General features: G+C 33.4%; 18 protein-coding genes. 10 read left to right on the top strand and 8 right to left on the bottom strand.

Features of this window, described 5'->3' with window-relative positions; all coding sequences use genetic code 11:
* Positions 1–34: 34 nt before the first annotated feature.
* Genes AC3WRL_RS06345 through pgi form a run of 4 tightly spaced genes read right to left on the bottom strand, consistent with a single transcriptional unit; the run spans position 35 to position 4,630 of the window.
* Positions 35–1,405 (bottom strand): exopolysaccharide biosynthesis polyprenyl glycosylphosphotransferase, encoded by a 1,371-nt coding sequence (locus AC3WRL_RS06345; RefSeq protein WP_492329953.1) that lies wholly within the window; start codon positions 1,403–1,405, stop codon positions 35–37.
* Positions 1,406–1,442: 37 nt separating this feature from the next.
* Positions 1,443–2,072 (bottom strand): 7-carboxy-7-deazaguanine synthase QueE, encoded by a 630-nt coding sequence (locus AC3WRL_RS06340; RefSeq protein ID WP_492329952.1) that lies wholly within the window; start codon positions 2,070–2,072, stop codon positions 1,443–1,445.
* A 5-nt stretch (positions 2,073–2,077) separates the two neighbouring features.
* Positions 2,078–2,962 carry a bifunctional 5,10-methylenetetrahydrofolate dehydrogenase/5,10-methenyltetrahydrofolate cyclohydrolase gene (locus AC3WRL_RS06335; protein WP_492329951.1) on the bottom strand — a complete coding sequence of 295 codons (885 nt, stop codon included), beginning with the start codon at positions 2,960–2,962 and terminating at the stop codon, positions 2,078–2,080.
* 27 nt (positions 2,963–2,989) lie between these two features.
* On the bottom strand, positions 2,990–4,630 hold the full coding sequence (pgi, locus tag AC3WRL_RS06330) for a glucose-6-phosphate isomerase (protein ID WP_261510304.1): 1,641 nt from the start codon (positions 4,628–4,630) through the stop codon (positions 2,990–2,992).
* 393 nt (positions 4,631–5,023) lie between these two features.
* On the opposite strand from pgi, the gene AC3WRL_RS06325 reads away from it, so the two are divergent.
* Positions 5,024–6,763, top strand: a complete 1,740-nt coding sequence (locus AC3WRL_RS06325; RefSeq protein WP_492329950.1) for a T9SS type A sorting domain-containing protein — start codon at positions 5,024–5,026, stop codon at positions 6,761–6,763.
* Between the two features lie 93 nt (positions 6,764–6,856).
* On the opposite strand, the gene AC3WRL_RS06320 is transcribed toward AC3WRL_RS06325, so the two are convergent.
* The gene (locus tag AC3WRL_RS06320; protein WP_492329949.1) at positions 6,857–7,768 is read right to left on the bottom strand and encodes a DUF4349 domain-containing protein; all 912 of its coding nucleotides are present in this window, start codon (positions 7,766–7,768) and stop codon (positions 6,857–6,859) included.
* A gap of 207 nt (positions 7,769–7,975) precedes the next feature.
* Here AC3WRL_RS06320 and AC3WRL_RS06315 point away from each other — a divergent pair, with 207 nt between their 5' ends.
* Complete coding sequence (locus AC3WRL_RS06315; RefSeq protein WP_261510301.1) at positions 7,976–9,334, top strand: acyl-CoA dehydrogenase family protein; 1,359 nt, start codon at positions 7,976–7,978, stop codon at positions 9,332–9,334.
* A 32-nt stretch (positions 9,335–9,366) separates the two neighbouring features.
* On the opposite strand, the gene AC3WRL_RS06310 is transcribed toward AC3WRL_RS06315, so the two are convergent.
* On the bottom strand, positions 9,367–9,744 hold the full coding sequence (locus tag AC3WRL_RS06310) for a MauE/DoxX family redox-associated membrane protein (protein WP_261510300.1): 378 nt from the start codon (positions 9,742–9,744) through the stop codon (positions 9,367–9,369).
* 153 nt (positions 9,745–9,897) lie between these two features.
* Here AC3WRL_RS06310 and AC3WRL_RS06305 point away from each other — a divergent pair, with 153 nt between their 5' ends.
* Positions 9,898–10,152 (top strand): hypothetical protein, encoded by a 255-nt coding sequence (locus AC3WRL_RS06305; protein WP_261510298.1) that lies wholly within the window; start codon positions 9,898–9,900, stop codon positions 10,150–10,152.
* A 43-nt stretch (positions 10,153–10,195) separates the two neighbouring features.
* Here AC3WRL_RS06305 and AC3WRL_RS06300 read toward each other — a convergent pair whose 3' ends face one another.
* Together AC3WRL_RS06300 and lon are read right to left on the bottom strand one after the other, a co-directional pair.
* Positions 10,196–11,308, bottom strand: coding sequence for an AI-2E family transporter (locus AC3WRL_RS06300; protein WP_261510297.1), 1,113 nt, complete (start codon positions 11,306–11,308; stop codon positions 10,196–10,198).
* A 167-nt stretch (positions 11,309–11,475) separates the two neighbouring features.
* Positions 11,476–13,881 (bottom strand): endopeptidase La, encoded by a 2,406-nt coding sequence (gene lon / locus AC3WRL_RS06295; protein WP_261510295.1) that lies wholly within the window; start codon positions 13,879–13,881, stop codon positions 11,476–11,478.
* A gap of 258 nt (positions 13,882–14,139) precedes the next feature.
* Here lon and AC3WRL_RS06290 point away from each other — a divergent pair, with 258 nt between their 5' ends.
* The 7 genes from AC3WRL_RS06290 (at position 14,140) to AC3WRL_RS06260 (ending at position 22,720) form a co-directional block, all read left to right on the top strand.
* Complete coding sequence (locus tag AC3WRL_RS06290; protein ID WP_261510293.1) at positions 14,140–16,293, top strand: peptidylprolyl isomerase; 2,154 nt, start codon at positions 14,140–14,142, stop codon at positions 16,291–16,293.
* A 127-nt stretch (positions 16,294–16,420) separates the two neighbouring features.
* Positions 16,421–17,371, top strand: a complete 951-nt coding sequence (locus AC3WRL_RS06285) for an MlaD family protein (protein ID WP_261510291.1) — start codon at positions 16,421–16,423, stop codon at positions 17,369–17,371.
* 11 nt (positions 17,372–17,382) lie between these two features.
* Positions 17,383–18,711 carry a 4Fe-4S dicluster domain-containing protein gene (locus AC3WRL_RS06280; protein WP_261510290.1) on the top strand — a complete coding sequence of 443 codons (1,329 nt, stop codon included), beginning with the start codon at positions 17,383–17,385 and terminating at the stop codon, positions 18,709–18,711.
* Positions 18,712–18,805: 94 nt separating this feature from the next.
* The gene (locus AC3WRL_RS06275; RefSeq protein WP_261510289.1) at positions 18,806–19,591 is read left to right on the top strand and encodes a (Fe-S)-binding protein; all 786 of its coding nucleotides are present in this window, start codon (positions 18,806–18,808) and stop codon (positions 19,589–19,591) included.
* A gap of 109 nt (positions 19,592–19,700) precedes the next feature.
* A complete protein-coding gene (locus AC3WRL_RS06270) occupies positions 19,701–20,189 on the top strand; it encodes a hypothetical protein (protein WP_261510288.1) in 489 nt (162 codons plus the stop codon).
* Positions 20,190–20,325: 136 nt separating this feature from the next.
* Positions 20,326–21,456, top strand: coding sequence for a glycosyltransferase (locus AC3WRL_RS06265; protein ID WP_492329948.1), 1,131 nt, complete (start codon positions 20,326–20,328; stop codon positions 21,454–21,456).
* A 4-nt stretch (positions 21,457–21,460) separates the two neighbouring features.
* Positions 21,461–22,720, top strand: a complete 1,260-nt coding sequence (locus AC3WRL_RS06260) for an MATE family efflux transporter (RefSeq protein ID WP_261510285.1) — start codon at positions 21,461–21,463, stop codon at positions 22,718–22,720.
* The last annotated feature ends 15 nt before the right edge of the window (positions 22,721–22,735 follow it).

Here is a 22,735-nt window from a genome sequence, read left to right as displayed (position 1 = left end):
TCTGCTAAATTAGACTTTTTTTATTAAGGATTCTTTATTTTGCGTTTTTATCTCCCCCTAAAACCAACAAAATGGTTTTCAAAATAATGATCAGATCCAATGCAAAGCTCCAGTTTCTAACATAGAAGGCATCAGCAAGAACCCGTTTCTTCATTTCAACCTTTACGTCTCCCGAATCTCCTCTTAATCCATTTACTTGTGCCAGGCCAGTAATCCCTGGATTGACCATGCTTCTAAGACTATACCTTCCAATTTTTGGTTTATAATAATTATCTACTGCAAGCATATGTGGACGTGGACCGACAACAGACATTTCTCCTCTCAATACATTAATGAACTGTGGCATCTCATCCAGACTGGTCTTCCTAAGGAATTTTCCGATTTTTGTAATTCTTGAATCATTCTTTGATGTGGTTTTCGTTGTTGATTCATCATTCACTAACATTGTTCGGAACTTTAGACAACTAAATACCTCCTCATGAAATCCATATCTTTTCTGTATGAAAAAAACAGGCCCTTTTGATGATAATTTGATGAAAATTGCAATTATTGGAAATAACCATGAACAGATGCATACAATTATCAGAAGAGAGAAGATAATATCAAATAGTCTTTTTACAAGATAATTTGAGTAATAATCTAAAGGGTATTTTATTTGATTTAAAACAGGTTGTGTCTCAATATATGCCAAATCATAAGAGAATAGATCAGTTTGCGATATATTTGGGATCAGTGAAATGTGTACTTTATTTGCTTCTGCTAATCTAAAAATCTCATCTTCTGTTTTAAAATCAAATGAATTCTCCAGAGGTAAAAATAATGTATGAATACCATTGTCTTTCCAGAAAAACTGAAGTTCATTTTGTTGAATTTTTTCAGTATGATAATCAAAAATTTTGTATCCGTAATCTTTCCTTTCCTTTAATATATTTTTGAGTATTTTAGTGGAGCTATTTTCACTGAGAAACATCACATTTCTGTTGTTGATACCTAAGGATCTAAGATATTTTATTGCAAAATAAATAAAAGATTTTGTAATAAATATAAAAGAAAACAGATACAGCGAAAGCCATGACAATTCTGAACTGAAAAATTTATTGTTGCTCACCTTTCTTATTAATAACAAACCAATCACAAATAAAAGGAAATGGGTGACAATACGTTCTACAAAAATAATGTAGGTGAGATTCCTTCGGATATTATAAATTTTAGTCCTACCACTCAATAAAATCCAAAAAGATATAAGTAAAAGCAAAGGAAAAGAATTCTCATACCAAATTTCCCTATCATGTATCAGATCCAGATTTCTGCTCAGAAAAAAGAATATAAAGACAAATGCAATAACCAGAAGGTCAAGCAAAAGGATAATCGATTTTAAATACCTAGAGTATCGAATTCTCTGCATCTATCACAGTATAAGGGAAATGCTAAAATACATAATTTTATGGGATATTAAGATATTTATGGGTCTGAACTGACGCCTGCCACTCAGGATGTGCCAAAATAAAATCCGTAATTTTAGGATACATTTCGTCACGTTTACTCCACTCACTCTGAAGATAAAGCCTGCAGTCTTTTGAAACTTTTGCAGCTTGTTCTTCCGCAAATGCAAAATCGTGATTATTGAAAATAATTACTTTCAGTTCGTTGGCTTTTTCATAAACATCTTCTTTTGGAAGCCCTGTTTTTTTAGGAGAAAGTGTGATCCAATCCAATTGACCACTTGTTGGGTATGCACCTGAAGTTTCAATGTGAATAGTACATCCTAATTCTTTTAACCTAGAGGTTAAAATATCTAAATTCCACATCAGAGGTTCCCCACCTGTTAATACAATAGTTTTAGAATGTTTTGCTGCAGTTTCTGCTATTTCTTCTGCATTCATTAATGGATGAAGATCTGGATTCCAGCTTTCTTTTACATCGCACCAATGACATCCCACATCACAACCTCCTAGTCTTATAAAATAGGCTGCTTTTCCTGTGTGTGCTCCTTCTCCCTGTAAAGTGTAAAAATGCTCCATCACAGGGAGCATTTTACCTTCATTTAATAAAATATCTTCTTCTTTGTTCATTTTAATTAGTCATTATAGACCGAAGTTTTATAAGCTATGATGGTATTTTTCATCAACATAGCTCTGGTCATTGGCCCAACTCCCCCAGGTACAGGTGTAATCCAGCTTGCTTTTGCAGCACAACTGTCAAAATCTACATCACCTGCAAGGTAATATCCCTTTGGAGAGTCGTCATCTACTCTTGTAATTCCTACATCTACGATTACTGCTCCATCTTTAATCATGTCTCCTTTTAAAAAATGAGGATCTCCTAAAGCTGTAATTACGATATCTGCACTTTTAGTATATTCTTCAATATCTTTTGTGTAAGAGTGTGTAAGCGTAACAGTAGAATTTCCAGGGAAATCTTTTCTTCCCATTAAGATACTCATAGGTCTTCCTACGATTTTACTTCTTCCGATGATTACACAGTCTTTTCCTTTTGTTTCGATATTATACCTCTCTAATAATGTTAAAATTCCAAAAGGAGTTGCTGGAAGGAATGTATCCATTTCCAAAGCCATTTTTCCAAAATTTTCAGGATGGAAACCATCAACATCTTTTCTTGGATCAATTGCCATAATGATTTTTTCCTGATCGATCTGGTCTGGCAAAGGCAATTGTACGATAAACCCATCAACAGCTTTAGATTTGTTTAATTCGTCAATTTTCTCCAATAATTCGGATTCTGAGACCGTACTCGGAAATTTTATGAGAGTAGAACGGAAACCCACTTCTTCACAATCCTTTACCTTACTATTTACGTATGCCTTACTAGCGCCATTATTTCCTACAAGAATAGCAACCAAATGTGGTGCTCTTTTCTTACTTTCAAGGATCTTTTCAACTTCAACCTTGATTTCAGCCTTTATTTCTTTGGATACTTTAAGTCCGTCAAGAATTTCTGCCATTTTACTTTTTTATTAGATATTTCAAATTTACTTATTACCCTTATAATAATTGATCAACCCATTGGTAGAACTATCATGAGAATGTATTTCTTCATTGTTTTCAAGCTCAGGTAAAATCTTATTAGCTAAGACTTTTCCTAACTCTACACCAAACTGGTCGAAGCTGAAAATATTCCATATTACTCCTTGTACAAATATTTTGTGCTCGTACATTGCAATTAGTTGGCCTAGTGAAAAAGGAGTTAATTCCTTGAATAGCATTGAGTTAGTTGGAGTATTTCCATGGAAGACCTTGAAGTTTAATAATCTATCAATTTCTTCTTCAGACTTTCCTGCGGTTTGTAATTCTTCTTCCACCTCTTCTTCATTTTTACCAAATGCCAATGCTTCTGTCTGTGCGAAAAAGTTAGCAAGCAGCTTGTCTTGATGATCAGAAACTTTATTACTGCTTTTTGCATAAGCAATAAAGTCAGCAGGAATTAATTCCGTACCCTGATGAATCAATTGATAGAAAGCATGCTGTCCATTTGTTCCGGGTTCACCCCAAATAATTGGGCCTGTTTCATATTCAACAAACTCTCCACTTCTGTCAACACATTTTCCGTTGCTTTCCATATCTCCCTGCTGTAGATAAGCTGCAAATCGGTCAAGATACTGAGAATAAGGCAATATGGCATAACTTGTTGCTGCATAAAAGTTACGGTACCAAATACCCAGTAACCCCATTAAAACAGGAACGTTTTCAGAAAAATCTGTATTTTGAAAATGTTGGTCAGTATCAAAGGCTCCTTTTAATAACTCTTCGAAATTTTCATAACCAACAGCCAGAACAATACTTAATCCAATAGCACTCCAAAGAGAATATCTTCCGCCTACCCAATCCCAGAATTCAAATATATTTTCTTCTGCAATCCCGAAGTCTTTAACAGCTTGAACATTAGTTGATAAAGCTACAAAATGCTTAGCTACATCTTCCTGCTTTCCTGCTTTTAAAAACCAATCCTTTGCAGAATTAGCATTCGTCATAGTTTCTTGAGTCGTGAAAGTTTTAGAAGCAATAATGAATAAAGTCGTTTCTGGATTTAAGTTTTTAACAACTTCTGCTATATGATTTCCATCCACATTAGATACAAAGTGAACATCTAATCTGGTTTTAAAATGCTTTAAAGCTGAAACAACCATCACTGGTCCCAAATCAGAACCTCCTATTCCGATATTTACTATATCTGTAATTTCTTTTCCACTAAAACCTTTATGTTCTCCTGAAATAATACTTTCAGAAAAAGATTTCATATGGTTAAGTACTCTTTTGATCTGAGGTTTTATATTCTCGCCATCAATTAAAATTTCACGGTCAGAAAAGTCCCTGAGAGCTGTATGGAGAACCGCTCTACCTTCTGTTTCATTGATTTTATCTCCAGAAAACATCTTGGAAATAGCATCTTTTAACTGACATTCTTCAGCTAAATTTAATAACAACTGCTTAGTCCTTGTATCAATAAGGTTTTTTGAATAATCAAAAAGAAAGTTTTCTCCTTTCAGAGAAAATTCATTAAAACGATTTTTATTGTACTGGAAAAGAGACCTTAAATCAAAGTCATTTCCTGCAAAGTGTTCGTCCAGTGCTTTCCAGCTGTTAGTTTGTATAGGATTTATTTTTGATAGCATATTTTAGAGTTTAAAGCTCAAGTTTAAAAAAAATAATTTTTAAAGAATCTTGAAATTAAAATGCAAATTTAAGGAAAAATAAAACCTCCGAGAAAAAATTGGATGCTGTAAAATTTAAAATTATGATGATAACGTAAATGTTAGGGTAGTTTAGACATTATTTTAATTTGATATGGATGAGATTATTAATGGAAATGAAATGCTGCTTAGGAAGGTAGCTAGTAAGTCTTATACTCATTTTAGATATTAATACCAATTGGTTTTTAGATAATTAAAAACTTTGTACATTTAGGTGATGTTAAGAAATTTGATAAATGCTTTCTCCTGCATACATTAACAAACCGTTACAAGGTATACCATCACAAAATATACACCGATTAAATTGAATATATAATGAAAAAACTGATTCAAACCACATTGCTGTTGCTTGTATATAGTTTGGGCTTTTCTCAAACCAACTATTATGTCGATAAAGCTTCTGGAAACAATGCAAATAATGGAAGTATTACCGCACCCTGGAAAACAATACAAAAAGCAGCTAGTAGTGCCACCCCAAACAGTATTGTAAATATAAAAGCAGGCACCTATTTTGAGAATATTGTAATAAATGTAAGTGGAACAATTGGAAATTATATCACTTTTAAAAACTATTTAAATGATAATGTTATCATTGATGGGACAGGAACAGCAGGGACTACTTTACTAACGATTACAAATAAAAATTATTTGAAATTTGAAAATTTAACAATTCAGAATAGGACAGTGAATGATGCGCAAGGTCTGCTTGTGCAAACGACAGGCACTAGCTCATCAACTGATCTGACTTTTAAAAATATCACTATTAAGAATATCAATTGGACCCCAATTAAGAGCACACCAGCTACTTCCAACGATAATGCTCAAGGTTTTATTGTTTATGGTAGAAATGGTGGAATTACTAACCTTACCATAGATGGGTGCAAAGTATTTGATAATATTTTGGGTTATAGTGAAGCATTAGCGGTAAATGGAAATGTAGATGGATTTACAGTAAAAAACTGTGTAGTACATGATAATACAAATATCGGGATTGATATATTAGGACATGAGGGGACGGCATCAAATGCATCTTTAGACGAAGCCAGAAATGGAGTGGTCGTTAATAATACATGTTATAATAATGTTTCGGAATATGCGACTTCAGCTGGAATCTATGTAGATGGCGCAAAGAATATCACAGTCGAGAAAAACAAAAGTTATCAAAATGGATGGGGTATTGAAGTAGGCGCAGAGCTTAATGGGATCGTTCAGCAAATTACCGTGAAAAATAATTTGATATACAAAAATAAACAGGCGGGTCTCTCTATTGGAGGGTATGATGTTGGAACTACTGGTCAGGTAATAAACTGTATTATCAGAAACAATACATTTTTACAAAATAATACTTTAAATGATGGAACGGGGGAGATTGCTATGACCAAGGCTTCAAATTGCATATTTGAAAACAACATCTTCTATACCAGTTCTGAAAATGTATTAATGAGTATTGATAACATTAATCCACAAACTAATAATACTTTTAATTATAATTGTTGGTATACTCCAAATAACAATCAAAATGATATAACAGTAAATTGGAGAAACTCAAATTATAGTTCATTCTCAGCATATAAAGCTGCAACCAACCAGGATGCAAATTCTATTTATGCCAATCCAAGTTTGATGTCCATCTCAAATGCAATACCGGATATCCATTTAAATTTAGGAAGTCCATGTGTAAATAAAGGGAAACCAACCACCATAATTTCTTCCGGAGAATTGGATTTTTATGGATATAGTAGAATTTCGAATACGATCATTGATATAGGAGCAAGCGAATATGGATCTACATTAAATACAAAAGAAGTCAATAATTTGAATTATGGGACTATTTCTCCTAATCCGTCAAATGGTATTTTTAATTTTGATTTAGATGCAGGTAAAAAATCACATCTCGTTATCATATATAATACAAATGGACAGGAATTAAAAAAATATAATTTTTTAACCAGTCGGTTTTCGATTGATCTATCAGAATTGACTGAAGGGACTTACCTGGTTAAGATAGATAGTGGAAATTTGAAAGTAGCTAAGAAAATTATCATTAAAAAGTAAAGGAATTGCAGTAAAAATACAACCCCCTAAGAAAACAGGAGGTTGTAAAATCTAAAATTATGATGATAACCGAAAGGTTAGGATAGCGGTATGTTATTCAGAGATATGATGAGTAGGTTTGTGAAATGATTTTCGTCTTCTGATAAAATAAATAATCATTATTGCAATTAACAGAACCGGCCAGATCGTGATCAATCCCAGTATAATTTTTTGAATTAAATAAAACCCTTCTACAAAAGCATTTTTAGCATCATAGATAAAGTTGAACTTATACTTATTATCGATATTCTTAGTATTTGTAATTGCAATTTCAGCAATATGGGCCTTGGGTTCTTTAATGTAAATGTTAATTGTACTGTATTTCAGATTATCTGTGACATCTAAATTCGCAAGTTGCTGCAGGTTTTCTTCAGACATATTAGCATCACTCATATTCACTTTGTCTTTATTTGTTTTGAGTAGAGAAATGTTTTCTCCTGTTTTTTTAATTCTTTTTCCCTCAAGCTCTGCATATTTTATATTAGAGGTTACGTCTTCTGCATTAATAGATCTTGAATTTAGAAAAAGTTTTTTGTCATTGATTGAAGTTAAAAGTTCACCTAGTTTTATTGTAGGAACACGTACCTGCATGGTGTTTTCAGTTTGATATTTTTTGACAAGCATGGCATCTTCTCCGGATGTATTATAGGTGTTTTCTGAAACCACATTACTCTGTAAATTACTATGCGTAACAAATCCACCCAGATCCTGAACAGATTTTTCAATCGAAATTGTAGCCTCATAAACATCTTTCACCTCCATATTTACATCTGCCGTTTTTATGAATTGTTTATCTTCTACTTTCATAGTTGCAACAGAAGAAATACTATCTGAAGTCATAATGGCGGCGGAATCGGCAGCCGCTGAAGTTTCATATTCGGTTGCTGTTGCTTCCCCTTTTTTACAAGAATAAATTCCTAATAGAGTAAGGGCACAAAGTGATAATTTAATGTAAGTAGTTTTCATAAGATTGATTTTTAATGTTTTTGCTTACCTCAAAGTTCAGATGGAATCATTTGTAATGTTTGAAAATTGAAGGTAAAAATTTTGTAAACATAAAAATGAGTTTAACTATTTGTTAGTTAGTGTTTTGTAAAACATGTCTTAGGTGATGATGTAGATTTCGGAGTGATTTTTGTATGTCTTTTACAAATCAAAATCACAACTATAACTATGTCTAATACTTTTTCTAAAATCAGAAACGCGATAGAATTATTCAGATCAATAGACTTTGATCAATTAAGTGCAATATCTCAAAAGGTAGATCTTCCAAAGTTGATGCAGAATTTTTCAAAACTGGATGATAAACAAATGGGAGGGTTAATGAAAATGCTTGATCCAAATAAAAAGAAAAAAGAACTGCCGCCTATAGATGGAGACTTTTATGATATCTATCATACATTAACACCTGAACAGAGAGAAATTCAGCTGAAGGTAAGAGCTTTTATGGAAAAAGAAGTGAAACCTCTGGTAAATCATTATTGGCTAAGAGATGAATTTCCATTTGAATTAATCCCGAAGTTTCAAAAACTGGGTATTTGTGGAGTAACTTATGAAGGGTACGGATGTCCTGGAATGCCATTTTTAATGGAAGGCGTTATTGCAATGGAAATGGCAAGGATAGATGCTTCTATTGCTACATTTTTTGGGGTACAATCAGGACTGGCAATGGGCTCTATTTATATTTGCGGTTCCGAGGAGCAAAAGCAGAAATGGCTTCCACAAATGCAGAAATTTGAAAAAATTGGAGCATTCGGATTAACGGAACCTGAAGTTGGTTCAGGAGCGGCTGGCGGATTAACAGCCACTTGCAAAAAGACTCCCGAAGGCTGGATATTAAATGGTGAAAAAAAATGGATCGGAAATGCTACGTTCGCAGATCTTGTTATTATCTGGGCACGGGATGTAGATAGCGGTGAAGTAAAAGGATTCATTGTGGAAAAAGATAACCCCGGATTTTCAGTAGAGAAGATAAAAGGGAAAATGGCTTTAAGGATTGTACAGAATGGGTTGATAACTTTAAAAGACTGTTTAATAACAGAAGAGAATAGATTACAAAATGCCAATTCATTCAAAGATACCGGTAAAGTTTTAAGAATGACAAGAGCTGGTGTGGCTTGGATGGCAACAGGTTGTGCCAGAGGTGCTTATGAAAGTGCTTTAGATTACACGAGAAAAAGAGAACAGTTTGGAAAGCCTATAGCAGCATTTCAAATGATTCAGGGGCATTTGGTAGAAATGTTATCCAATCTTACCGCAATGCAGACATTGGTTTTTAGATTGTCTGAAATGCAGGATGAAGGAATTTTAAAAGATGAACATGCATCTTTGGCAAAAGTATTCTGTACAATGCGAACAAGAGATGTCGTATCCAGAGCACGAGAGGTTATGGGTGGGAACGGGATTTTACTTGAATATGATGTGGCAAGATTTGTAGCGGATGCTGAAGCGATCTACTCTTATGAAGGAACCAAGGAAATTAACTCGTTGATTGTCGGAAGGTCTATTACCGGCTTTAGTGCATTTGTATAAATAAAAAAGGACTACAATTTTGCAGTCCTTTTTTAGCTTACTAAAGCTTTGTATTTTTTACTATTATCCGCAATGATCCAGATATTAATTAGAAATAGAACAAGTGAGATGGCAATTCCTGTTGTGGAAGGGTCTCTGTATGCATTGTGCAGGACAATTCCTACCATTACCGGTAAGATAACAATGGCTCCAAGAGCTCGTGTTTTAGGGAAAATAAATAATAATCCACCAACAATTTCCACAGTACCTACTAAAGGAAACAGCCAGCCAATTTCACCAAAAGCGGTGTATAATTTTATCTGTACTTCAGTAAGTTTTGGCATGGGCATGTAATGTAAGAACTTATCTAATCCTGCATTAAGAAACATAAGTCCAAAGAGTAAACAAATGATAAATTTTATTGCTTTCATAATTGAAGAATTTTTATCAAATTTAAAACAAAAATATAATTAATGAATATATTTCAATTAAAATGTAAGTATTCGATGTTTTTTTTTGATAAATGATTTCATTCCTGTTATTTGAATTTATATATTTGTTAGGCAAATTAAATAAATAATATTATGTTAAAAAATCTTCAGAAACTAAATCGTAGTGATCTAAAAGAAATTATTGGTGGAGTGGGTATTGGTCCTTGTGACATAGGCCCTATCGGTTGTCCATGTAAAATTCCCCCTGGTGATCCATGTCTTGGAGGTGGTGGTCCTGGCGACCCGGGTCCTGGAACAGACATTGGATATTGTCCGGATAGCCATACTTACATCCCTTGTAACCAATCTTGCCCTAATGGAATGAGCCCACTTTGTGCAATAGGATAAAAATTAAAGCCCTCTGAATATAGAGGGCTTTTTTTTAATAACCTTAATCCATTTCCTTTAAAGTTATATTCTTAGAAATCTTATAGCTCTTTTTCTTTTTGTGGGGTCGGTCTTCTTCGCCTAGTAGTTTGCCCCAAGGTTTCAGTCCATCTACTCTTTCAAAAATTATCTTAATAATTGCTATAGCGGGAATACAAAGGAACATTCCTGAAATTCCCCAAAGATGTTCTCCAACAATAATTCCTATAAAGGAAAATAATGCATTGATTTTAACTTTTGAACCCACCACAAAAGGAAGTATTATATTTCCATCTACTACATGTACAGCTATATAACCGATAATTACGTAAATACATGTGGAAGGAGTGGCGGTTGCAAAGGCAATAAAGCATGAGATCAAAAGAGAGATACATATTCCTAAATATGGAATAACATTCAGTAAGCCTGTTAAAACACCTAAAAGGATAGCATATTTTACGCCTAAGATAGTGAGAACGATTGAGGTAAGGCTGGAAACAATAATCACCTGAATGCAAAGGCCGATGATATATTTTTTTGTCATAAGACGAACTTCGGATACCACCTCCTGCACACTGGCTTTATGTTTTTCACTAAAAACATTTACAATAAAATTGTTTAAAATTCTTCTGTAGTTTAAAATAAAAATGAAAAACAGAATAAAGAATAACAAAAAGCCTAACCCTGTGGAAAATATTCCAAATGTAAATCCTAATATAACACCAGAAGATGAAAGGAGTTTATTTAAAGCCTGATCAATATAATCCAATTGCTCATGTATTTTAACATGAAATGTATGGGATACCCAGTTTTGGAGACCATTGAAAACAGTGTCGAACTGCATCCTCAAATGAGGAATATCTTTGCTGAAGCTTGATAATTGAGATCCAAAGAAAAATATTAGTCCAGCTAATATAACCAACATCGCCGTTACAGATATCATCGTAGAAACTGAACGTGGAAATCTTAATTTTTTTTCTAAAAAGTTAGAAAAAGGTAAAAATAACATGGCCATTAAAAAAGCCAGAAAAAAGGGAGCTAAAATACTTTGTCCTACCTCTAATAGATACCCGAGGCCTATGATAGACATGATAACAAGGGTAAGTTTTAAAAGAAAAGGAAGCTTAAAAAAATTCATAATTCAAAATCTGTAGTATAAAAATAATAAAACCCTTTCAATTGAAGGGCTTTTATTATTTAATTAACTTGAATTCTTTACATTTTTCATTTCATACACCAGATATAGCCTTTAATAAAAAACACGTCTCCACTTTGAAATGTATTTTTTACAGACTTTAGAAGTTGTTACTTTTCAATAGCGATCTCAACAACGTCTTCCATTCTGTTAACATAGTGGACATTCAGATCTTTTAGATAATCTTTCTTGATTTCTTCTACATCTTTTCTGTTGGCCTCACAAAGAATAACATCTTTAATTCCGGCTCTTGTTGCAGCAAGAAGTTTTTCTTTAATTCCGCCAACAGGAAGTACCTTTCCTCTTAGGGTAATTTCGCCTGTCATGGCTAAATGAGGTTTTACTTTCTTATTTTTAAATGAAGAAACCATAGATGTCAGCATAGCAATACCTGCAGACGGTCCATCCTTGGGTGTAGCACCTTCCGGAACGTGAACGTGAATGTTTTTCTTTTCGATATCTTCCTGATCAATTCCCAGCTCTTTATGTCTGGCTTTGATATATTCTAAAGCAATTGTTGCAGACTCTTTCATTACGGTTCCCAAGTTACCAGTCATCGTAAGAGTGCCTTTTCCATTACTTAGAATGCTTTCTATAAATAAAATATCTCCTCCTACGCTTGTCCACGCCAAACCTGTTACTACTCCCGGAACTCCTGTTATTTCAGATAGACTTTTAGGTCTTGGAACTCCAAGTATTTCATCTACCTTTTCAAGAGATATTTTAGAGTCGTATTCCTTAAGTAAGGCTGTTTGTAATGCCACCCATCTTGCAATAGATGCAATTCTTTTTTCTAATGTTCTAACTCCACTTTCTGAAGTATGAGCTTCAATAATATGTTTAAGCTCTGCATTCCCAAGTTTGAAAGATTTGGAATTCAATCCATTTTCTTCCTGCTGTTTTTTGATGAGGTGTCTTTTAGCGATCTCAGTTTTTTCTTCCATCGTATAACCAGCGATCTGGATGATCTCCATTCTGTCAAGAAGGGGAGTTTGTATAGTTGAAAGTGAATTCGCTGTGGCAATAAACATTACTTTAGACAAGTCATAGCCCATTTCCAAGAAATTGTCATAGAATGCTTTATTCTGTTCAGGGTCCAGGACTTCTAATAGTGCGGAACTTGGATCACCATGAATGCCTTGTCCCACCTTATCAATCTCATCAAGTACGATAACTGGATTCGATGTTCCGGATTTTTTGATAGATTGAAGGATTCTTCCGGCCATAGCTCCGATATACGTTTTTCTGTGACCACGGATCTCACTTTCATCATGAAGACCTCCTAATGATAATCTTACATATTTTCTTCCTAAAGCATCAGCAACAGATTTTCCTAAAGAAGTTTTACCAACTCCCGGAGGACCTACCAATAATAAAATTGGAGATTTCATATTATTTTTCAATTTCAAAACAGCCATGTGTTCCAAAATTCTTTTCTTGATATCTTCTAAACCAAAATGAGCTTTATCTAAAACTTTTTCTGCCTTTGCAATATCAAAAATGTCTTTTGTAAAGGTCTCCCAAGGTAAATCTGTGAAGAAATCAAGATAATTTCTCTGAACGTTATAATCTGGTGAGTTTGGATTTTGTCTTTGTAGTCTGTTGATTTCTTTTAGGAAATGTTCTTCAACTTCATCGCTCCATTTTTTTGCTTTCGCTTTATTGATCAAATCTTCAACATCACTTTCAGATCCGCCACCCAACTCTTCCTGAATAGTTCTGATCTGTTGATTTAGAAAGTATTCCCTTTGCTGCTTGTCAAGATCTTTTGAGGTTTTCTGATGGATCTGATTTCTCAGTTCCAGCTTTCTATAATCCTCGTGCATCTTTTCATAGCAGCTGTTGGCTCTTTCCATAAGGCTCTTTTCCTCAAGCAGCTTTTGCTTTTCTACTGAAGGAAAATTAGCATTGGTGCAGATAAAATTTAATAAATCATCATTATTGTTGATGTTTTTTATTGCAAAATTAGCAGCATTAGGAATATTTGGATCTAGTTCAATGATCTTTAAAGCTAAATCTTTAATGTTATCTAATAAAGCATCATATTCGTCTTGCTTCTTTGCTTTCGTATCCTTTAATTTATTGATTTCAGCCTTAAAGTAAGGTTGCGTTTCAATAAATTTTTTAACTTTAAATCTGTGGAAACCTTTAGTAATAGCCGTAATATTTCCTTCAGGAAGTTTTATGACCTTGATAATCTTTGCTAAAGTTCCTGTGTGATATAAATCTTTTTCAGTGGGCTGCTCTAGTTCTGAATTTTTCTGGCTTACAATTCCGATAAAATCTCCGTTTTTCTGAGCTTCTTCGAGAAGTTGTATAGATGCCTTTCTTCCAGCCGTAATAGGAATTACAACGTTGGGAAACATAACCATGTTTCTTACAGGAAGAATAGGAAATATCTTTTGTTCGGAATTTTTATCAGTTTCCGAAAAGTCGGAAAGATTAATCTCTTCTGCAACAATATCAAATCCATCGCTAATCATTTCCTCCAAACTAATATCTTCAAATTCTGTCATAGTAAATCAAATGACAAATTGTCATTATCGTTTTAAATCGTTAAAGTGATTATGCACAATATGCTTAGAAAACACTTAGAATATTATGTGAATGTAAAATGCACAATACCTATGCCATTTGTTTTTCATTAAAAAATATGGTCAAAATTTCCTTTTTTGCAAAATTTAAATTTTAAAAATTAAAAAAAGGGCTGGGATTTCTGTAATTTCTTAAAAATGTGTATTTTCGCAACCTGATAAAAAACTATAATTTATAAAATGGCAATTTTAGGACAGATTAGGAATAGACCTTGGCTTTTGATGGGAGTAATTGCACTGGCGCTTTTAGCGTTTTTAGTAAATCCTGATAGCATTGATAAGGTTTTTGGAAAAAATCCTGATGTTTTAGGAAAAGTAAATGGTGAAAAAATTACCCGCGAAGAGTTTAACGATCAACTTTTCGTGCTACAACAACAAGCAGACCAACAAGGTCAACCAAAAAATGGTCTTGAAGAACAGGCTTGGCAGTTGTTGGTGCAATCAAAGCTTATCAAGCAGCAGTTTGATAAAATGGGTTTTGAAATGACAGACGATTATTTCTGGAATCAGATCCAGTATGATCAAATGTTTGCTCAAAACAAACAATTCTTTGATGAAAAAGGTAATTTTAAAACTCAGGAGCTAAAAAAACAAATCGAAGAGTTAAAAACTTCTAGTGCGGAAGGTTACAACCAATGGTTGAAAACCAGAAAATCTGTTGAGTATAGAATTATGGCAAGACAGGTTTTTGCTAATATTTCGACAGGGATCACTACAGGTAAGAAAGAAGCTGAAGAGTTGATGAGACAGAGAGATCAGATGGCTGATATTGATTTTGTGAAAGTAGACTATACTTCATATCTTCAAAAAAATAATATCAAAGTTAAAACTGAAGATTTAGCTAACTATATTAAGCAGCACCCAGTGATGTTTAAGGCTGAACCAAGCAGAAATATTGGTGTTGTTTTCTTTCCTTCTAAACCAAGTGCAGCTGATGACGCAGCTGCTCAAAAAGAGATTACAAAAATATTCTCAGGAGGTACAGATGCTAGTGGTGGAAAAGAAAACTTCCAAAATACGACTAACGACTCTATGTTTGTAATGGCAAACTCTGATATGCCTTTCAATAATCAGTATTTGAAACCAAATCAATTGCCACAAACACTTCAGTCGCAAATTGCTACTGCAGCAGTTGGACAGACTTTTGGACCATATAAAGAACAGAACTTCTATGTTGTTTCTAAACTTTTGGGTAAAAAGACTTCAGATTCTACATTATCGAGACATATACTTATTGCATTCAAAGGAAGTCCTGCGGGAGAAGGTGTTACAAGATCTAAAGAAGATGCTAAGAAGTTAGCAGACTCTGTTGGAGCCGTTGTAAAAGCAAATCCTGCTAAATTTACAGAATTCCTTAAGCTTTCTAACGATCCTAGTTCAGCTGCTCAAGGTGGTAGCTTAGGATGGACTACTCCGGAAACTCCTTTTGTTCCTGAATTCTTAACATATTTGGCGAATAACCCTAAAGGAGCTACAGGTGTTGTAGAAACTCAGTTTGGATATCATATTATCAATATTGAAGATAAAAAGCCGGGAGCATTAGGATACAAGGTAGCTAATGTTGTTAAAGCAATTAAGCCTTCAGATGCTACAGAAGCAGATGTTGATAAAAAAGCTAGAAGATTCATTCAGCAGGTTCAAGGGAAGTCATTTAATGATTTTGTTAATATTGCTAAAAAAGGAAACTATCAGTTCTCAAACCCTAAATCGGCAAAAAGATTTGATGGTCAATTACAGGGATTAGGAACAGAGAAAGATGGTGAGATCCTTGCTTGGGCTTTTGATAAGAAAAGAACTAAAGGAGATACAGAATTCTTTACAGTAGATGGGACAGGGGATAAAATCGTTGTATACCTGAATGGTAAACAAGAAAAAGGCCTGGCTGATCCTGAATCTGTAAGAGATCAAATCGAGGTTGTCGTTAAAAATAAATTAGCAGCAAAACAAATTGCTGATAAAATTACAGCGGCTAAAGCTTCTAATTTAGATCAGATCGCTAAATTATTTGCAACTACAAAACAATCAGCTCAGGTGAACTTATTAAATCCATCAGTAGCTGGATCAATGGAGCCTAAAGTGGCAGGTGCTGCTTTTGGTGTTGATAAATCTAAACTTTCTAAGCCTGTTGAAGGTGGAACTGGTGTTTATGTTTTAATTAAAAAGAGTGAAACAGTAAATAAGCAGCCAGGTGATCTAAAACAGTTTACAGAGTCAGTTTCTCAGAGAAGTGCTGGAATGTTTGGTCAGGCTTGGTTAAAGAGCTTGCAGGATAATGCAGAGATCGATGATTATAGAATTGAGATCTGGAATAAACTGGGAAATCAGCAACAATAAAAAAATAATCTTATAGATACTAAAAGCGGCATAGAATATGCCGCTTTTTTTGTATTTAACGCAGAGCAATAAACAGGAACATTAATTTAAAATGTGCTATATTTGCTCATTAGAAAAAATTTAGCAAGTGAAGTTCAGTAAAGAATTAAAAGCTGGTGTAATTGCACTTTTAGCTATTGTAGGCTTTGTGTTATTATTTCAGTTTATGAAAGGCAGAAGTCTTTTTACTACCGATAATATATTTTACGCAAAATATGATAACGTTGAAGGATTATCTCAATCTTCACCGGTTTCCATCAATGGTTTGAAAGTAGGGCAGGTTGATAAAATCATCCCTCAGACAAATAAAGAAGGCAAGATCAATTTTGTGGTTAAAATTACAGTTGATAACAAATTTGAGTTTTCAAAGAATTCCACCTTGGAAATTTTTGAACCGGGATTGATGTCTGGCAAGGAAATGAGGGTAAACCTTATGTATGGCGGAGCAACTGCAAAAGACGGCGATACATTACAGGGAGGGTTCAAATTGGGAACATTGGGAAGTCTGTCTTCTCAGGTAGGCCCCGTTAAAGATCAATTGCAATCTGTTCTTCATCGTGTTGATTCTCTAATGGCTAATGCAAATCTAATTGTTGATGGGCAGAATAGAGCTGAAATTAAAGCTTTACTTTCTAACCTTAACAAAACAGTTGGAGCATTGCAAACAACGGCCGGAAGTGTAAACAACTTAGTTGGGCACAATGACCCTAAGCTTCAAAAAGTATTGGATGATGCCAGTTTAACTATGCAAAGTGGAAAAGTTACCTTAGATAAATACGGAAACTTAGCAGAAAGTATTGATACTAAAAAGCTAAATTCTACCATTGCTAATTTAGATGCAACAGTGGGTAAGCTGAATCAGGTTATTGGAGGTATAGATAATGGACAGGGTAGTTTAGGTAAACTGATGAAAGATGAGCAGCTGTATAATAATTTGAATTCTGCATCTACCAATCTTAATTCATTAATTGAAGACATGAAAGCTAATCCTAAGAGATATATCAACTTCTCTGTTTTCGGAAAGAACAATAAAGACTAATAGTACACCTTATGCAGTATATCGATAATGTTATTTTTCTGATCTTATTAGTTGCTGGGTTTGGGTTGTTTGCTAAAAGCCTGTTGAAAATTTACAGAAATATTCAATTGGGTAAGGAAATCAATCGAAGTGATAAAAAGTCAGAACGCTGGGAGACCATGGCACGTGTTGCAATGGGACAAAGTAAAATGGTAAAACGTCCTGTAGCGGGAATTCTACACCTTTTTGTTTACGTAGGTTTTATTATTATTAATATAGAACTTATTGAGATCATTGTTGATGGTATATTCGGTACACACCGATTCCTGTCCTCGATCTTCGGACACGCTTTTTATAGTTTTTTCACAGCAACATTGGAAGTTTTAGCCTTACTGGTAATCATTGGGGTTGTTGTTTTCTTTATCCGTAGAAATTTTTATGGAGTTAAGAGATTAACAATGAAAGAACTCTTTGGCTGGCCAAAACATGATGCTAACTGGATTCTTATCATTGAATTTGCTTTAATGATAGCTTTTCTTAAGATGAACACAGCAGATTGGGCTCTACAACAAAGAGGATTACTTCCTGAACATGGAAGTTTTCCAATCAGCTCAACACTTCTAGGTCCGATATTCAGCAACTTCAGTGATGGTTTCTTATTCTTTACAGAAAAAGCTGCATGGTGGTTTCACTTTGTAGGTATTTTATTCTTTATGAATTACCTTTATTATTCGAAGCATTTGCATATCATTTTAGCATTTCCAAGTACTTGGTTTGCGAACTTGGACAAAAAAGGTAAATTCAATAATTTAGAATCTGTTACTAAAGAGATAAAACTAATGATGGATCCTAATGCCGATCCATATGCTGCACCTGCAGAAGGAGCAGAGTCTGATGTACCTTCTAAATTTGGTGCCGAAGATATTTTTGATTTAAATCAGGTTCAGTTACTTAATGCCTATTCATGTACAGAATGTGGTAGATGTACCTCGGTATGTCCTGCAAATATTACTGGTAAGAAACTTTCTCCAAGATTAATCCTTATGAAAACCAGAGATCGTCTGGAAGAAGTAGGAAAGAATATTGATAAAAACGGGAAATTCGTAGATGATGGCAAAAAGCTATTGAATGATTATATAACAAAAGAAGAACTTTGGGCGTGTACTACTTGTAATGCTTGTACTGAAGCTTGTCCTATATTGTTAGATCCTCTTTCTATTATTTTTGAAATGAGAAGATTCCTGGTGATGGAACAGTCTGCTGCACCACAGGAATTAAATTTAATGATGACGAATGTAGAAAACAATGCTGCTCCTTGGCAGTATAACCAGGCAGATCGTTTAAACTGGGCAAACGATTAATATCTATAGTATAGAATCTTCAAGTGGTATTTAGATGTATAAGCTTAAAAATTTTAAATACTTTACATTAATAAAAAATACATTTTACAACTAAATGGATTTCAATATAAAAACAATGGCAGAATATGCTGCCGAAGGAAAAGCACCAGAAGTTTTATTCTGGGTTGGCTGTGCGGGAAGCTTTGATGACCGCGCGAAAAAGATTACGAAAGCATTTTGCAAGATATTAAATAAAATAGGTGTTGAATTTGGAGTATTAGGTCAGGAAGAAAGCTGTACCGGAGATCCTGCTAAACGTGCTGGAAACGAGTTTGTTTTCCAAATGATGGCATTAACAAATATTGAAGTACTTAATGCATATGAAGTAAAGAAAATTGTGACGGCTTGTCCTCACTGTTTTAATACTCTTAAAAATGAATACCCTAGTTTAGGAGGACACTTTGAAGTTGTACACCATACACAATTCCTTAAAACATTAATGGAAGAAGGAAGGTTGAAGATTGAAGGTGGTGCTTTTAAAGGAAAAAAAATAACGTTCCATGATCCTTGTTATTTAGGAAGAGCAAACAATGAGTATGAGGCACCAAGAATACTTTTGGAAAAGCTTGATGCTGAACTTGTAGAAATGAAACGTTGTAAAACAAATGGGCTTTGTTGCGGAGCTGGAGGAGCACAAATGTTTAAAGAACCTGAAAAGGGAAATAAAGACATCAATATCGAAAGAACAGAAGAAGCTTTATCTTTTGAACCAAAAGTTATTGCCACAGGATGTCCTTTCTGTAATACAATGATGACTGATGGCGTGAAACACTTCAATAAGAATGAAGAGGTTGCTGTAAAAGATATTGTAGAGCTTCTTGCTGAGGCAGACGATTTATAGATAATAAATTGGAAAATAAATTATTAAAACTCAGGAATATTCTTGAGTTTTGTTCTTTACAAAATAAAGTCAATTATAATTCTTAATTTTATACTTTAAATTTACAAAAATGAAGATTGAAGAATCCAACATAGTAGAAACGAGCGATTATAGAGTTATCATATATCCTGCTTCAAGACCTTTTACTACAAAAGAGGCCAAGGTGATCACTGAAAAGTTATATGATTTTTTAGCAGGTTGGGCAGCGCATGGAAAACCACTTTCATCATCATTTAAAATTGAAAAGAATCAATTTATTGTAGTTTGTGTGGATGAAGAGAAAGAAATGGCTTCAGGATGTAGTATTGATGCTCTGGGGAAGATCATGAGAGATATAGATGGAGAATACCAATTGGGATTGTTTGACCGAATGAAAGCCAGTTTTGTTGAAGAAGGAGAGGTTAAAACATTAAAGCTTATCGACTTTAAAACAAAATTAAGAAATGCAGAATTATCAAGAGATATCCAGGTGTTTGATTTTTCAAAAAATACCTATCTTGATTTTTTAAGTCATTTCCTTTTACCATTAGACAAAAGCTGGGCGGCTTCTATAAAATAAGTTTATTGATAACTAAGAGAAAAAGAAAAGTGGATTGTTTCCACTTTTTTCTTTTTAAAGTATATTTGTACAATATCAGGTAGTTTTAATTATTAAACAAAATATACTTCTGCCTGAATATCATTTCAGAAAAGCCATGCCTAAAATACTTTTTCTAACAACTGCACACAAATACAACGATGACAGGATCTTTTATCATCAGGCAAAAGAACTTAAAGGCATTGGGTATGATGTGAAAATTTGCAGTTTAAGTTCAGATTATCGTGGCATTATTGATGGTATTGAGATTGAATCCTATTCTATTTTAGATCAAAGTACCACTAAGAAGATCAAAGTGTTTGAAAGAATTTGTGACAATTTTCAACCGGATTGTATCATAGGCTCTGAGCCGCTTGCTATTATTGCTTCAAAAAAAATAAAAGAAGAGAGAAATATTAGTGTAATATATGATATTACAGAATGGTATCCTTCAAAAAGGATGGTAGAAAAATTTCCATTTTTTTTAAAAGGAATTCATGCTACTAAGTTCTTTCTGATCCAATTGTATGTTGGATGGATAAGTACTCATTTTATTTTTGGGGAGAACACTAAAAAATTTCCATTAGCTTATGTCTTTCCTTGGAAAAAAAGAATTATTCTGCCATATTTTCCAAATGATATTTATATTCATAAGAATATCAAGCAACTAGAGCCTAATAAAATAACTTTATGTTATACAGGGCAAATTTCAAAGGAAAAAGGGATTGAGAATTTTTTTAAAGCAAGTGATAGATTAAGGAAAATGAGACCGGACTTAGAAATCTTAATTTTGATAATTGGATCTTCTAGAAAAGAAAACGATGAAAAATATTTTACTTATTTATTATCAAAATATAAATGGGAACATATTAAAATAGAAAAGCCCGCTTCCTTTGAAACATTTACTCAGGCCTATTCTGATGCTGATATTTGTTTTGATCTAAGGGAAATGAGTTATGAAAATCATCACTGTTTACCCATTAAAATATTTTATTATGCCGCTTCTGGTAAGCCAGTTTTTTATACTGATCTAAAAGCAACCCGAGAACATGTAGATGTCTCTAAATTTGGTTTTTTGGTAGATCCGGAAGATTCTTATTCCATTGCCAATGCAATTGTAAATTATATAGATAATCCACAATTGTATAGTCAGCATGCACAAAATGCCCGAAGAGAATATGAGAAAAAATATAACTGGAACATGATAAAGGACCTCTTTACGAACTTCATCAAACAATCACTACATTAAAAAGATGAAGCAAAATACTATTGTAAAGACTTTTATTTCTCGTTTTTTAATATTGATATTAAATTTCGGACTTGTTGTATACACTACAAACATGTGGGGTAGCGAGGGAAAAGGAGTTGTTTCAATAGTTATAGCAGACTTAACGATTATAGGTTTTTTCTGTAATATTTTTGTCGGAAGCAGTGTTACTTATTTTGCATCGAAGTATAAAACAGAACAGATATTATTGTATGCATATATTTGGTCTATCCTTATTGGAATATCCGTTCCACTGATCTTTAGTTTAACTCATAGTTTGGAATACCCATATTATCTCATGGGCTTATCAGTATTATCTTCCCTTCTTGCGGCCAACGTTAATTTATTCGTTGGACAGCAAAATATTCGGATGTTCAATCTCTATACGATTTTACAACAGATAGTTCATATTTTGTTTATTGTACTGATTGTATATATTATTAATATAACTTCTGTGGTATCCTATTTTATTGCTCAAATAAGCTGCTTTGCATTTTTATTTATTATCAGCAGTTTTCAGATCATAAAGGATTGTAAAATAGCAAATATTTCATTTTCTAAAGAGATTCGAAATAGATTATTTGACTATGGTTGGAAGACACAGCTAAGTGCATTTCTTCAGTTTTTGAACAACAGACTTTCATTTTACTTTTTAGAGTTTTTTAAAGGGATTACGAGTGTGGGTATATTTTCAATTGGGATTGCATTTTCTGAGGCCATCTGGACAGTAAGTAGAAGCCTTTCAATAATTCTTTATGCAGATGTTGTTAATAATACTGATCATAATGATGCTATTGAAAAAACCAAAATATCTTTAAAAATCAGTTTTTTGATCACCTTATTATTTATCATTGGGATTTTATTACTTCCAGCGCAGTTTTATGTAATGATATTTGGTAAAGATTTTCATGAGACAAAAAAGATCACTATATTTTTGACGCCGGGAATTTTGGCTATAGCGGTGAGCAATATAATTGGATACTATTTTGCGGGTATTAATAAACTTAGAATTTTAAATATTAAATCTGTTGTAGGACTTATCTTTACGATTATATCATCTATTTTTATTATTCCGCGTTGGGGAATTATCGGAGCATGTATTATTACTTCGGCTTCATATTGTATATCATCAGCACTACTTTTTTGGAAATTTTATGAATTAACACCATTTCGTATCCGGGATTATATGATATCCCGATCTGAAATTAATGTATTGCTGAGTAAAGTATTAAGAAAAAATAATTAAAATATTTATCTTTGT

The sequence above is a fragment of the Chryseobacterium sp. FW101-FHT12H09 genome, from assembly GCF_058790395.1.
This window is presented reverse-complemented; position numbering and strand designations above follow the sequence as displayed.